Here is a 13,387-nt window from a genome sequence, read left to right as displayed (position 1 = left end):
CACAAGATTTCGACACATTATAAAGATACCCGGTAGAAGCACACAGGCAGTTGAGAAGGGCTTTAAAACGCTCCGAAATCTGTATGGAGAACGATTCAGTCAAGTTTTTCGCTCTATAACAAGTGATAATGGCAGTGAATTTGCTTCACTGCCACAGTTGCTTCCAACGATTCCCATATATTATGCCCATCCGTACTCCGCCTACGAACGCGGACTGAACGAAAAACAGAACCGGATCAATCAACTCCCTTGAAAATCCTTTCATTACCGTTCGCCGGAGGAATTATTTCAAAGTGTCCTACTTGATCTTGCAATCTAGCATGTAAAGAAAAAGTAGAAAGGGCTTTCCGGCATAGGTGCCAGAAAGCCCTTTTTGGAAGCATTGCATAAAGACGCCGCTTGTCAGATTGCCGAGATTCATCTGTATTCAAAAAGCAGATGTTTCGGTACTGGCAGGATAATATTCTGATTGTGTTGCTATTTGCGGCAAATATAGATACAATGCACGTAAAAGGAGGTGCAATATGGCGCAAACAAGTATCAATATCCGCATGGATGAGGATTTAAAGAAGCAGTTTGACGCGTTCTGCTCCGATATCGGTATGAGCATGTCGACGGCATTTTGCGTGTTTGCAAAAACTGCTGTCAGAGAGCAGAGAATTCCCTTTGAGATATCCGCAGAAAAAGATCCCTTTTACAGTGCGGCCAATCTGGCAAGACTGAGAAAATCCATTGCAGAAATGGAGGCAACGGGCGGTATTGTCCACGAAGTGAAGCTCAATGATTAAAGCGTGGACAGAAGATGCGTGGGAAGATTTTGCGTATTGGACAAAGCAGGATAAAAAGACACTTAAAAGAATTTTGCAACTACTCAGGGATATTGAGCGGAACGGATATGACGGCATCGGGAAGCCGGAACCCTTGAGAGGAGATTTGTCGTCTTATTGGAGCCGGAGAATCGATGATTGTAACCGGATTGTGTATCGGATAGACGGAGATGTGATTCAGATTGTCCAGTGCGGTTCTCACTACAGAGATAAGTAAAAACGGCAAGAAAAAAGCAGAGCGGAATTTCGCTCTGCTTTGCCTTTGTTCTATGGCAACAATCAGCCGATTGCTGCGACAGACTTCGAGAGGCGAGACACCTTGCGGGAAGAAGTGTTCTTGTGCAGGATGCCCTTGGAAGCTGCCATCGTGAGTGCGCGCTCTGCCTTGCGGAAGCTCTCCTCTGCTGCTGCCTTGTCGCCTGCTGCGACAGCTGCATCGACCTTCTTGACAGCGGTCTTGACAGCGGACTTAACAGCCTTGTTTCTCTCTGCTCTCTTTGCGGACGTCAGAATTCTCTTCTTCGCGGATTTGATGTTTGCCAATTTCTTTTCCTCCCATTCACGGATACGATGATAGTTTCACAGTCATCAAGACAACCGTCAAGGACGGGCAGCCGCGCAAATGTCTTGCTCTCTGTGGGCGTTCGCATCGAAGTCTGGACACGGACAGTTCAATGTAAACATACCCGTAAATTGTAGGACAAAGCCCGGAGAGTGTCAAGCTTACTTGAAAGAGAAAAGCAAAAATGTTATTCTCATTCCAGATGAAAAGGCAGGAAAGCCGCAGTCTGCTTACGGTTTTTTATGGAGGAAGCATGCCGACTTACGACAGACAACATATCAGAAACTTTTGTATCATTGCCCACATTGACCACGGTAAATCCACGCTCGCCGATCGCATCATCGAGAAGACGGGTCTGCTCACCGAACGGGAGATGCAGGACCAGATTCTGGACACGATGGAGCTCGAGCGGGAGCGCGGTATCACAATCAAGAGCCAGGCGACCCGCACGGTGTATCGCGCGGCGGACGGCGAGGAGTATATTTTCAACCTGATCGACACGCCCGGACATGTTGACTTTAATTATGAAGTGTCCCGCGCGCTTGCGGCTTGCGACGGCGCGGTGCTTGTGGTCGATGCCTCCCAGGGCATAGAGGCACAGACGCTCGCAAATGTCTACATGGCGCTGGACCACGACCTCGAGGTTATTCCGGTCATCAATAAGGTGGATTTGCCGAGCGCGGAGCCCGATAAGGTCGCGGCGGAAATCGAGGATGTGATCGGCATCGAGGCGGAGGGGGCACCGCGTATTTCCGCGAAGACCGGACTCAATGTGGATCAGGTGCTGGAGGCCATCGTGAAACAGTTGCCGCCGCCGTGCGGCGATGAAAAGGCGCCGCTGCAGGCTCTGATTTTCGACTCGCTCTACGACAGCTATAAGGGCGTGATTGTCTTTCTCCGCGTGAAGAACGGCACGGTTCGGAGGGGCGATCGCGTCCGCATGATGGCAACCGGTGCGGAGATGGATGTGGTCGAGATCGGTTATTTTGCGCCGGGGCGCTTTATTCCCTGCGACGAGCTTTCGGCCGGCATGGTGGGCTACCTTACCGCGAGCATCAAGAATGTCCGGGACACGCGGGTTGGCGATACGGTCACGCATGCGAAGAATCCGGCGTCGGAGGCGCTCCCGGGCTATAAGAAGGTCACGCCGATGGTCTACTGCGGTCTTTACCCCGCAGATGCCGCGCAGTATCAGGATCTCCGCGATGCGCTCGAAAAGCTGCAGTTAAACGATGCGTCTCTGACCTATGAGCCGGAGACCTCGCTCGCGCTCGGCTTCGGTTTCCGCTGCGGTTTCCTCGGGCTCCTGCACCTCGAAATTATTCAGGAGAGACTGGAGCGCGAGTATGATCTGGATCTCGTGACGACGGCGCCCGGCGTCGTGTACCGCGTCTATAAGACGGACGGCACAGTGATAGAGCTCACGAACCCCTCGAATCTCCCGGATGCCGCGGAGATTGAGCACATGGAAGAGCCTGTGGTCTCGGCGGAAATCATGCTGACCCGCGAGTTCATCGGGCCGATTATGCAGCTCTGCCAGGAGCGGCGCGGCCTTTATCTCGGCACCGACTACATGGAGCAGGACCGCGCGATTCTGAAATACGAACTGCCGCTGAATGAAATCATCTACGATTTCTTTGACGCGTTAAAGTCCCGCTCGCGGGGCTATGCGTCTCTCGACTATGAGTTAAAGGGCTATATGCCCTCGAAGCTTGTGAAGCTCGATATTTTAATTAACCGTGAGACCATCGACGCGCTCTCGTTCATCGTCTTTGCGGACGGCGCCTACGAGAGAGGGCGGAAGATGTGCGAGAAACTCACGAAGGAGATTCCGCGTCAGCTCTTCGATATTCCGATTCAGGCGGCTATCGGCTCGAAGATCATTGCGCGCGAGACCGTTAAGGCGATGCGGAAGGATGTGCTCGCAAAGTGTTACGGCGGCGACATCTCGCGGAAGAAGAAGCTGCTCGAGAAACAAAAGGAAGGCAAGAAGCGCATGCGCCAGATCGGCTCCGTCGAGGTGCCGCAGAAGGCGTTCATGAGCGTCTTGAAACTCGGCGATGAGTGAGAAACAAAAACTGGAACTGTACATCCACATTCCGTTCTGCGCCTCGAAATGCCGCTACTGCGATTTTCTCTCCGGTGAATCCACCCCGGAGGCGCAGCGCGCCTATGTCAACCAACTGATCGAAGAGATACGCGCCCAGGGGCAGATACTCCCCGAGTACCAGCTCTCCAGCATTTTTATCGGCGGCGGGACGCCTTCTATCTTGAGTGGCCTGCAAATTCAGAATATTATCTCGGCGGTCTATGAGAACTTTGTGGTCGAGGCGGATGTGGAGATAACGATAGAGTGCAATCCCGGAACTCTGGATGCGACCAAACTCGAATACTACCGCGAGGCCGGCATCAACCGCCTGAGTTTAGGACTGCAGTCCGCGGATGATGAAGAACTGAAACTGCTCGGGCGAATTCACAGCTACAACGACTTTCTTCACAGCTACGAGCTCGCGCGGGCGGCGCATTTTGACAACATTAACATCGATCTGATGAGCGGCATTCCGCACCAGACGCTGCACAAGTGGCGCCAGAGTCTCAAAAAGGTGCTGCGCCTCCATCCGGAGCACATCTCGGCCTATTCGCTGATTATTGAGCCCGGGACACCGTTTGCGGAGCTCTACGGCAGCGAGGAGGGGCAGAAGGCGCTTCCCGGCGAGGACGAAGAGCGCGAAATGTACGCGGAGACCAAGACTTTGCTGGAAGAGTACGGGTTTACGCGCTACGAGATTTCGAACTATGCCCGCCCGGGCAAGGAATGCCGCCATAACATCGGTTACTGGACCGGCGTCGACTATCTCGGCGTCGGGCTCGGTGCCTCCAGTAAGTTAAAGCATCACCGTTTTCACTCGGAGGAGAGGCTGGATCGCTACATGGCGGTCGAGATGCACCGGGATCTGATGCCGCTCTACCAGGATTTGGTTGCACTCACGGTCGCGGACGAGATGGAAGAGTTTATGTACCTCGGGCTCCGCATGACCAAAGGCGTTTCGGGCGCGGATTTTTATGACCTCTTCCACCTGAATATGTTCGACCTCTTCGGCGATGCAATCCGGAAAAACACGGCGCTCGGCCTCCTGGAGGTCGATACGCCGATGCTCCGGCTCACGGAGCGGGGGATCGATCTCAGCAACCGCGTCTTTGCGGACTTCTACGAAGTGTTGCCGCGAAACCAGGCGCTGTTTCCGGAGGATCCCCGCAATTTATTCTGAGAGCGGGAGCGCCACGGTGAACGAGGTGCCGTGTTCCGCGGTGCTGGCGGCGCGGATATCGCCGCCGTGGGCATTCGCGATGGTCTTTGCGATGGAGAGACCGAGGCCGTAACCGCCCGCCGCACGGGCGCGCGACTTGTCCACGCGGAAAAAGCGGTCAAAGAGACGGGGGAGTGCATCCGCAGGGATGGGCTCCCCGTTGTTATGAACGGAGAGCAGCGCGTGCTTTTTTTGGCGGCAGAGGCGCACAGTGACTTCGGTGCCGGGCGCGGCATATTTCAGCGCATTGTCGAGCAGTATCGCGAGTAGCTGGGCGAGCATCTGCGCGTCACCTCGCACGGACAGGGCCGGGCTAATGTCCAGCGCGAGGGACAGTTTTCGCTCAAAGGCGAGCGCCGTGAAGGGGAGAGCCGTGGACTCGACTAGGGTCGAGAGAGAGAGCACCTCGCTTCGCGGCGGCAGCGTTTTGGCATCCGCCTTGGCGAGAAATAAGAGGCGCTCGGTGAGTTCCTGCATGCGCCGCGCCTCGGTCTCGGTATTTTGAATCCAGAGCGCCTCTTCCCGTATGGTCGCCGTCGGATGCGATTTCAGGATGGAGAGATTGGCGAGAATGACTGTGAGCGGCGTCTTTAGCTCATGCGAGGCATCCTGTACAAAGCGCTGTTGCTCCGAAAAGGCGTGTTCGACCGGGCGTAAGCTCATGCGGGCCAGAAAAAAGCTGAGCCCGAAGACGAGGAGCCCGGCGAGCAGGAAGATGCCGCTGAGTTCCGCGGCAAAGCGGAACAGCGAAGTATTCAGGTTGTCGAGCGAGGTGACGAGGAAGACACGCTTGCCGCCCTGTCGCCCTTGTACATAATAATAAGAGGAAAAGGCATGCGTCAGGCTTTCGCTCTCCTCCGGGTGTTCGGGCGGGCCTTGCCGCTCCGAAGCCGTGTCTTTACTTGCCGCTTCCTGTAAGAGACTCTGAAGACGGGCGGTGTCGGCCTCGCTTAAGCTGAGGTCGTGGGTGACGGAAACGGTATAGCCGTTGCTACTGCTGTCCCTCGAGAAAATCGCGTAGGGATAATACGCTTTGGGGGCTTGACGCCCGTCCGGCGGCGGGCTCGGTTCATCCGACGAGGTCTTTTCCGCAGTCTCATGCTCGGAAAAGACGCTCGCAAAGCGGAGCTCGGCGCCGAGATAGCGGCCCGCGTCCTTCAGGGAGCGGGCGCGGGCGTTTAAAAAGAGCGCGGTCAGGATACCGAAGAGCAGAAGCAGGACAAAGGCGAGATTCGTCGCGATGATGCGGCGCTGTAAGAGGCGGAGCGGCTTCACTGCGCACCGCCTTCTACCAGGCGATAGCCTTGGCGGCGAAGCGCCTGAATTTTGACCGAGGAATCCAGAAAGGCGAGTTTTTTTCGGAGAAACGAGATATAGGCCTCAACATTGTTTTCGACGGCGTCGCTCTCATCGCCCCAGAGTTTCCGGAGTATGGTCTCTTTGCCGAGAATTGCGCCCTTGTTTGCGACCAACAGTTTTAAGAGTTCGGCTTCCTTAAACGCAAGGCGTACGGTTTTGCCGTTGGCGGCGAGCTCGTTGGTCGCGAGCGACAGGCAAAAATCGCTGAAGCGGAGCTCGTCGAGCAGCACTTCGCCCCGACGGCGGGAGAGCGCGCGAACGCGCGCAAGGAGTTCTTCCGGGACGAAGGGCTTGGTCATATAGTCGTCGGCACCGCGGTCAAGCCCTTCAATTTTATCCCGAACTTCATCCCGCGCGGTCAGCATGAGGACAGGCGTCTCCTTGCCGGCGCGGCGCAGGGCGTGCACCACGGCAAAGCCGTCCATCTTCGGGAGCATGACATCGAGGACAATGACATCGTAGTCCTTTTGCAGGGCGGCGTAGAGACCGTCTTCCCCGTTATCCGCGTGGTCCGCGAGATATTTTTCGGAGTGAAACAGTTCGAGGAGTGCCGCTGCGAGGCGGCTCTCATCCTCCACCAGTAAAATCGTCATCGTATGTTCCCCCTTTTCGGAACCGGTTATTTCCTAGATGGTATCACAGTTTTTTAAAATGAGGTGTGAAATGAGACAGCGTAACAGAGCGTTGTACATCAAACTGCTGCTTGGTCTGGGCGTTCTCCTCGCGGCGCTCTCCGGCTGCGGCAGTCGTGAGGCCGTCACAGCGACTGCGGCGGAATCTCCCGCAAATGCGACCGCGGGATCGGTCAATATTTTCCTGCGGGGGGACAGCGCAAAGATTGAAGGACGCGGCGCAGAGATTGAGAAGGGCGTGCTCGTGATTCACGAGGGCGGGACCTACCGCCTGACGGGAGAGAGCCGCCTGCCGATCGAAGTGCGCGCGGCGAATGTCTCGGTCACGCTGTATCTTGAAAACGTAAAACTCCATACGTGGGGCAACAGCGCAATTCGCGCTGTACAGCGCGGCGACCTCACGCTGATTTTTGCGGGCGAAGAGACGAACAGCATTGAGACGGAGGGAAGAGAACAGAAGGACGGTTCGGCGGCGGATCCCAAAGGCGTGGACGCGGCAATCTTTGCCAAGGGAAATCTCACGTTGCGGGGCAGCGGCAGTGCGAATATCAAAGCGGCAAACCGCGGAATTGTCGCAAAGGGTGAGCTGGTTGTCGCGGAAGGGATTTTTGATCTCCGGACGGAGGACGATATTTTCTGCGGCAAAGAGAGCGTCACCTTGCAGGGCGGCACGGTCCGGGCGAGCGCACAGGGCGATAAGGGAAAGGGTGTAAGCTCCGACGGCGCGGTGACCTTGTCGGGCGGTTCCTATGTGTTTGAGCATACGAGCGAGGGTATCGAGGGCAAGACCATAGAGATGAGCGGCGGCAGCTTTGACATCAGCGCGGACGATGACGGCATGAACGCGCGGGAGCACTACGACAAGGAGGAGACAAAGAGTCGGAAGAAAGAGGCAAATCCCGAGATTTGGATTCACATTGCGGGCGGAGAGCTCTATGTGACGGCGGGCGGCGACGGCCTGGACTCGAACGGCGATCTGATTTTCAGCGGCGGAACAAGTTATATCAACGGCTCTGACACCGGAAAGGATGCCGCGCTCGACTGGAACGGCAGCTGCCGCGTGGACGGCGGTGTTCTGATTGCCTCGGGCATGAAGGCGCGGGCAGAGAAGATTTCACCGGAATCGGCACAGCCTTTCTTCGAGTGGGAACTCGGGAGCGAGCACCCGGCGCGGGAGCAGATTTCCGTACAGCGGGGAGACGGCAGTATGCTCTACTGGGAGCTTCCGCGCAGTGCCTACGACTATGTGCAGATTTCCTGCCCGGAACTCACGGAAGAGAACACACTCCACGCGGTCGCGGGAAACGAGTGCATTGCGTTGCGCTGACAAAAACTGCAGCTTCACCATCCGAGGGGGTGGAGGAAGAATGGCGAATGAAATCACAAAAGACCACACGAAGGTGTTTATCCGTCGTTGTGGTCTTTCGTTTTCTCTCCGCTTGGGAGTGACGATGATATTTGGGGGCTTATTGTTTGCCGATTTGACGGCATTTCGAATTTGGGTTAGGATAGTAGTATAACGCTTATGTAGACCGAAGGAGGATTTGTGCGGGAGTTTCGTACCATAGAACTCAGGGAAGCGCTGAGCTTACAGAAAATTGCGGACAGCGGACAGTGTTTCCGCCCCGGTGAAATCGGGGGCGGCGTGTTTCGCTTTATCTCGGGAAACGAGGTGCTGGAGTTAAAACAGCGCGGCGACTGCGCCGTGGAGGTCTCCTGCGATGCGGAAACCTGGGATAAAGTCTGGCTCCCCTACTTTGACCTGGAACGCGACTACAGCGCCATACAGCGCGATATCTTCGAGAGCGGAGATACATTGCTCACCGAGGCAACCGTCCACGGCGACGGCATACGGGTACTTCGTCAGGAGCCGTTTGAGATGCTGGTTTCCTTTGTGCTCTCGCAGCGAAAGTCCATTCCGGCCATACGGACTGCCGTTCGTCAGCTCGCCGAGACCTACGGCGAGGAGACCTTGGCGCCCTCCGGAGAGCACGTCCATCTCTTTCCGAAGCCGGAGGCGCTCGCGGGAAGTTCGGAGCAAAGTCTGCGGGATTTGGGGCTTGGCTACCGCGCGCCCTATGTGCTGGATGCTGCGCGCCGCGTGGCGGACGGGAAGCTTGATCTCGCTGCGCTTCGCAAACGTCCGGATGAGGAACTCTTTCTGGAACTACAGAGCGTACACGGCGTCGGGAAGAAGGTCGCGAACTGCGTGATGCTCTTTGGCTACGGCAGAACGGAGCGCGTGCCCTCGGACGTCTGGATGCAGCGCATTGTGAGCGAGGGCTATCAGGGGGTGGACCCCTTGGTTGCCCGGAAGCATGCGGGTATTTTACAGCAGTACCTATTCTACTATGCGCTCACCCACAAGGAACGGTTTACACCCCGCAAGGTGCGGGACGAAGAGAGGTAAGAAAAGGAGAAGCAAATCATGCGACACGAACTGAAACGAAAACAGACGGCGGAGACAGACTGTACCAAGCGGATCCGAGTGGAAAAACTCAACCTGCCCGCGCTGCGGCGTCTCTTTGAGACGAGAATGCAGGAAGATTTTCCGGAGGTAGAATTAAAGCCCTTCCCGAAGATGCAAGAGCTCTACGAGACGGGGCATTATCTGCCGCTCGCGATCCGCGACAACAGCAAGAATCAAGACCTTCTCGCCTATGCGCTCTTTGCGCGGGAAAGTGCGGAGGAGGGACACCACTATCTGCTCGACTACTTTGCCGTCAAGGAATCGGAGCGCGGCAGCGGAATCGGGACCGACTTTTTGCGGGAGATGGAGGCACACATCGACGACGCCGAGACCATACTCGGTGAGATCGAGGATCCGGATCACGCCGCGGACAATGAAGAGGAGGCCGTGCGCCTTCGCCGCCGCGCGTTTTATCTCCGGAACGGCGTCCGTGAGACCCGCGTGCGCGCGGAGGTCTGCGGCATGAACTACCGCATCCTCGAGGCAGGCGGCGCCACGCCGCACTCCGCCGCAGAAATTCGGCACATTTTGGATCGCTTCTATCGCCGTTTCTTCTCCGAGAAGATGTACCGCGAGGAAGTGAACGTTCATATCGCCTGAAAAAAACAATGAATATCACAACCTTTTTGATTGTATGCCCGCTGGTTTTTCTGGCGGGCTTTGTAGACGCCATCGGCGGCGGCGGCGGTTTGATTTCCCTGCCCGCCTATCTCTTTGCCGGAATTCCGGTGCATACGGCCATCGGCACCAATAAGTTTTCGGCGGTCTTCGGGACCACCCTCGCGACCGGCCGCTTTGCGAAGCAGGGCATGATAGAGAAGCGCCTTGCACTTCCCGCGGTTGCGGCGGCCTTTGTGGGCGCCTCGATCGGCGCGCGGCTCTCGCTCCGCATGCCGGAGCGGATGACCTTGATCATTCTGCTGATCATCCTGCCCTTTGTCGCCTTCCTGGTTCTGAATAAGAAATTGCTCCGCGACCGAGGCCCGGAGGACGAGCAAATTACGAAGCGTACCTATGTGACCGCGGCGGCCTCGGCCTTTCTGGTCGGCATTTACGACGGGCTTTACGGCCCCGGCACGGGCACTTTTTTGATCGTGCTCTTAAATGTCTGGTCGCGCCTCGGCCTAAAGAGCGCAAACGGGCAGGCGAAGGCCATTAACCTTGCGACCAATCTGAGCTCGCTCATCGTATTTCTGATGCACGGCACCGTCTTGATTCCGCTCGGCCTGAGCGCGGCGGTCTGCAATATGATAGGTGCCTACCTCGGCGCGGGGCTTGCGCTGAAACGGGGGAGCAAGGCCATACGCCCTGTCCTCTTACTTGTTCTGTTGCTGCTCTTTGTCAAGATTATTTCTCAGCTGCTCGGACAGTGAGTGAGAGAGTCGGGAAGGAGGTATTTATGCCCATATTCCAAAACGTGATTTTACCGCTCGGCATCGCGCTTTTCATGCTTTGGGTTCTCACGCGGCAGCGAGAGGGGTGCCTTCGCCCCCTCTATGCGATGACTGCGGTGCTCTTGCTTTGCTGTGCGCTCTCAACCGTCTGGATGAATTTGACTGCGCCGCGCGGCATCGGCGTTCCGCACTTTCTCCCGTGGCTCTGGTATTTCGGGATGATGGGCGGCTACGCGCTGACCCCGATCTCTTTGCTCTACTTTGCCTTTTCCGCGGTGAAGGCCGCGCGCATCAGACAAGTGCTGCAGTGGGTGCTTTACCTTGCGGGTGCTCTTCTTCTCTGGGCCATGGTAGCAGCGTTGACGTCTCTACTACGCAACATATGAGCGGAGAATCGCATTCTTTCTCTCCGGCGAAGGGGAGAAGAGAAGTGGCAGGCTGTACCGGCAGACTGCGAAGAAGTCGAAACGGAAAGAAACGCTGGTACAAAAGAGAGTCATCGGCCGAAATCGGGTGCGACAGAGCCTAAACATGCGTTCTTATTTGGAACCCGCGTGCAATCTACAAATCAGGTTTTAAAAGGCTTCGCAGTGACAATAAGAACACATTCGCAGGGGCGACGGAGCGCAGGGGAAGAGGTCGACGGGGTGCCCGGGACGCTGCTGTCGCGGAAGCGGAGAGAAGAATTGCGACCGACGCGAAACGGAGAGCTTCGGATGCGGGGCGTTGAAGCAGTTGACATAAAATGCGGAACGGCTTGCGCGGAAGGACAAGAGCTAATCCAAAACTTCGCACAGCGAATCAACGAATCGGATCAATCATAAAAAGAACGGACCGCAGTTGCGGTCCGTTCTTAATACTTTTATCTGTCGGCATTCCCTTTAACAGTTCCTTTGCAGAAAAGCGGCTCTGGTGAGCACATGCAGCACCACCGGAAAGCCCGCCACAAGAAGGACAGATGGTATGCTTCATGACTTTTTCCTCCAAACATACTACATACTGTTTCAAGGAAGATGTAAGCAGAGAAAAGCCTTGCGTATCAAGGGTTTGAAGCAATTTTTACCAACTCTTTTTGTCCACCCTTCATCTTGTTTCAAAGAAGACGAAAACCCCGCAACACTTGATTCTACTAGCGTTGCGGGTTTTTTTACCCACTCTTTTTGTCCTATAACTCTTTTTTGTTGTTTAGTCCGGCATGGTGGCGCGCATCTTGCGTATGCCGTGAATTTCGGCATTGACCGCATAGCGATCGCCCTGGCGGTAGAGCTTTGCGTATTTCTTCGGCGAGACGCCGACATAGCTGTTGAAGGTGCGAATAAAGTGCGAGTAGGTCTGGAAACCGGATTTTTCGCTTGCCTCCTGGACATTTGCGCCCTGCCGCAGAAGTTGCTGGGCGGTGATGATGCGGAGCTGAATCACATACTCCATGACTGAGAAGCCGGTGCCCTTTTTAAAAATATGGCAGAGATAGTGCTTGCTCAGCATGAAGTGCTCGGCGAGCTCGTCGAGCGACAGGTGCTCGGTGCAGTTCTTCCGGAGATAGTCGAGTATCGGCTGCACGCGGTTATAGTCCTGGTTTGAGGTGCCGTGCTCCTTTTTGGTGGAGCGGATGCGGCTGCAGACCAGGAGCAGAATCTCGTAGAGCGTGATGCGCTCCAGGATGTCCGTGCCGAAGGAAGGCGGCATGCTGATGCGCAGCTTCTCGAACAGGCGCGCGAGGCGCTTGCTGTCTTCCTCCGTGAGGCGGATGCAGGCACCGCTGTTTTTCAGTGCATCGGCAAAATTCGTCTGCGGCGTCGAGAGCTGGTCGAGCAACGAGGGCAGGATGTGCAGCACATAGCGTTTGAAGACAGAGCCGTCCGCGCCGTTCTCGTCGCGGTGTAAGGTATTGGCATTCAGGATGAAAAGCGTGTTCTTCTTCAGCGGATACATTTTCCGGTCCATGAAGAAGTCGCCGCCGTCGGTCAGCACGAGCATGAGCTCTATGCCCTCGTGATAGTGCAGGCGGTGCATGCGCCACTGATCATCCTGTTTATATTGAATAATGTAATCTCTGGATTCCATACGAACCTCCTCGGACGATGAGTTCGGACTTTCCGCATAAATAGGCGGATATTCCGCTCGTCTTACCAACAATATAACACAAGTTGTAAAAGACGCAAGTAGAGTGTCCTAACGGACTTTTTGGGCGAAAATGAATTTGTGCAAGAAACAGCAGAGAAGTACACCAAATAAATCAGTTTTTTGGCGGGTTTCCCCAAACTGAGACAATTTGCGCTAGCTTTTTGACAACAAAGGGGAGGAATCTTGCGCCTCTTGTGTTACAATGAGTACATATCAAAAAGGAGGTAGGGGTAGTATGTGGACAAGCACATCCATGGGTGTTCCTGAGAGCGTACTTCTGTCTGTCATGGGACTCAGCGTGGTGATGGTCACGCTGATCATTCTTGCGCTGGTCATCCTGGTGTTCGCCAAGGTCATGGGATCCAGCAATGCGGCGGCGCAGTCGGCGCCGAGACCGATTCCGGATCCGCCGGGCATCAGTGATGAGGTCTGCTCCATGATACTCGCAGTCATCTGTGAGGAACTTCATGCGTCGCCAGAAGAGATTAATGTCACGAGCATCAAAGAGTTGAAGTAAACCAAGAACAAAACAGGAGGCTACAAAGATGAAGTACGTTGTTACCATGAACGGCAAGAAGTACGAGGTCGAAGTGGAGCGCATGTCCGCATTCCACATGCTCACCCGCGAGGAGATCGCTTCCGGCGTCTCGACACCGGTACAGCCGGTTGCGGCACCGGCGCCGAAGGCAGCGGCTCCGGCAGCGGCGGCAC

15 protein-coding genes and 1 pseudogene are annotated in these 13,387 nt (G+C 55.7%); 11 read left to right on the top strand and 5 right to left on the bottom strand.

Annotated features, from left to right (window positions below):
- The 3 genes and pseudogenes from ACO4XG_RS10645 to ACO4XG_RS10635 all read left to right on the top strand — a co-directional run.
- Positions 1 to 232, top strand: a pseudogene (locus tag ACO4XG_RS10645) (IS30 family transposase); the annotation flags it as partial.
- A 292-nt stretch (positions 233 to 524) separates the two neighbouring features.
- The gene (locus ACO4XG_RS10640) at positions 525 to 788 is read left to right on the top strand and encodes a type II toxin-antitoxin system RelB/DinJ family antitoxin (protein WP_304946508.1); all 264 of its coding nucleotides are present in this window, start codon (positions 525 to 527) and stop codon (positions 786 to 788) included.
- A complete protein-coding gene (locus tag ACO4XG_RS10635; RefSeq protein ID WP_308509410.1) occupies positions 781 to 1,044 on the top strand; it encodes a Txe/YoeB family addiction module toxin in 264 nt (87 codons plus the stop codon). Before ACO4XG_RS10640 ends, ACO4XG_RS10635 begins: the two co-directional genes overlap by 8 nt.
- A gap of 62 nt (positions 1,045 to 1,106) precedes the next feature.
- Here ACO4XG_RS10635 and rpsT read toward each other — a convergent pair whose 3' ends face one another.
- Positions 1,107 to 1,370 (bottom strand): 30S ribosomal protein S20, encoded by a 264-nt coding sequence (gene rpsT / locus ACO4XG_RS10630; RefSeq protein ID WP_009532683.1) that lies wholly within the window; start codon positions 1,368 to 1,370, stop codon positions 1,107 to 1,109.
- Between the two features lie 272 nt (positions 1,371 to 1,642).
- Between rpsT and lepA the strand changes: the two genes are divergently transcribed.
- A complete protein-coding gene (gene lepA, locus ACO4XG_RS10625; RefSeq protein ID WP_308509411.1) occupies positions 1,643 to 3,457 on the top strand; it encodes a translation elongation factor 4 in 1,815 nt (604 codons plus the stop codon).
- A complete protein-coding gene (hemW, locus tag ACO4XG_RS10620) occupies positions 3,450 to 4,658 on the top strand; it encodes a radical SAM family heme chaperone HemW (RefSeq protein ID WP_308509412.1) in 1,209 nt (402 codons plus the stop codon). The genes lepA and hemW overlap by 8 nt, the downstream gene beginning before the upstream one ends.
- On the opposite strand, the gene ACO4XG_RS10615 is transcribed toward hemW, so the two are convergent.
- Together ACO4XG_RS10615 and ACO4XG_RS10610 are read right to left on the bottom strand one after the other, a co-directional pair.
- A complete protein-coding gene (locus tag ACO4XG_RS10615; RefSeq protein ID WP_308509413.1) occupies positions 4,650 to 5,972 on the bottom strand; it encodes a sensor histidine kinase in 1,323 nt (440 codons plus the stop codon). The two genes, hemW and ACO4XG_RS10615, sit on opposite strands and share 9 nt — an antisense overlap.
- Positions 5,969 to 6,649, bottom strand: coding sequence for a response regulator transcription factor (locus tag ACO4XG_RS10610; RefSeq protein ID WP_308509414.1), 681 nt, complete (start codon positions 6,647 to 6,649; stop codon positions 5,969 to 5,971). Before ACO4XG_RS10610 ends, ACO4XG_RS10615 begins: the two co-directional genes overlap by 4 nt.
- 70 nt (positions 6,650 to 6,719) lie before the next feature.
- Here ACO4XG_RS10610 and ACO4XG_RS10605 point away from each other — a divergent pair, with 70 nt between their 5' ends.
- The 5 genes from ACO4XG_RS10605 (at position 6,720) to ACO4XG_RS10585 (ending at position 10,938) form a co-directional block, all read left to right on the top strand.
- Positions 6,720 to 8,015, top strand: a complete 1,296-nt coding sequence (locus ACO4XG_RS10605) for a carbohydrate-binding domain-containing protein (RefSeq protein ID WP_308509415.1) — start codon at positions 6,720 to 6,722, stop codon at positions 8,013 to 8,015.
- A gap of 219 nt (positions 8,016 to 8,234) precedes the next feature.
- Positions 8,235 to 9,098 carry a DNA-3-methyladenine glycosylase family protein gene (locus tag ACO4XG_RS10600; RefSeq protein WP_308509416.1) on the top strand — a complete coding sequence of 288 codons (864 nt, stop codon included), beginning with the start codon at positions 8,235 to 8,237 and terminating at the stop codon, positions 9,096 to 9,098.
- An 18-nt stretch (positions 9,099 to 9,116) separates the two neighbouring features.
- Positions 9,117 to 9,758, top strand: coding sequence for a GNAT family N-acetyltransferase (locus ACO4XG_RS10595; RefSeq protein WP_308509417.1), 642 nt, complete (start codon positions 9,117 to 9,119; stop codon positions 9,756 to 9,758).
- 8 nt (positions 9,759 to 9,766) lie between these two features.
- Positions 9,767 to 10,531, top strand: a complete 765-nt coding sequence (locus ACO4XG_RS10590; protein WP_308509418.1) for a sulfite exporter TauE/SafE family protein — start codon at positions 9,767 to 9,769, stop codon at positions 10,529 to 10,531.
- A 26-nt stretch (positions 10,532 to 10,557) separates the two neighbouring features.
- Positions 10,558 to 10,938 carry a hypothetical protein gene (locus ACO4XG_RS10585; RefSeq protein ID WP_308509419.1) on the top strand — a complete coding sequence of 127 codons (381 nt, stop codon included), beginning with the start codon at positions 10,558 to 10,560 and terminating at the stop codon, positions 10,936 to 10,938.
- Between the two features lie 415 nt (positions 10,939 to 11,353).
- On the opposite strand, the gene ACO4XG_RS10580 is transcribed toward ACO4XG_RS10585, so the two are convergent.
- Positions 11,354 to 11,524, bottom strand: coding sequence for a hypothetical protein (locus tag ACO4XG_RS10580; RefSeq protein WP_308509420.1), 171 nt, complete (start codon positions 11,522 to 11,524; stop codon positions 11,354 to 11,356).
- Positions 11,525 to 11,737: 213 nt separating this feature from the next.
- Positions 11,738 to 12,616: a helix-turn-helix domain-containing protein gene (locus ACO4XG_RS10575; protein WP_308509421.1), complete on the bottom strand. Its 879-nt coding sequence runs from the start codon at positions 12,614 to 12,616 to the stop codon at positions 11,738 to 11,740.
- 295 nt (positions 12,617 to 12,911) lie between these two features.
- Between ACO4XG_RS10575 and ACO4XG_RS10570 the strand changes: the two genes are divergently transcribed.
- Entirely contained in the window at positions 12,912 to 13,193 is a 282-nt protein-coding gene (locus ACO4XG_RS10570) for an OadG family protein (RefSeq protein ID WP_009532668.1), read from the top strand.
- Positions 13,194 to 13,387: the final 194 nt, after the last annotated feature.

The organism is Stomatobaculum sp. (assembly GCF_057248925.1).
Note: the sequence above shows the minus strand (reverse complement) of the source record. Positions and strands in the feature narration are given on the sequence as shown.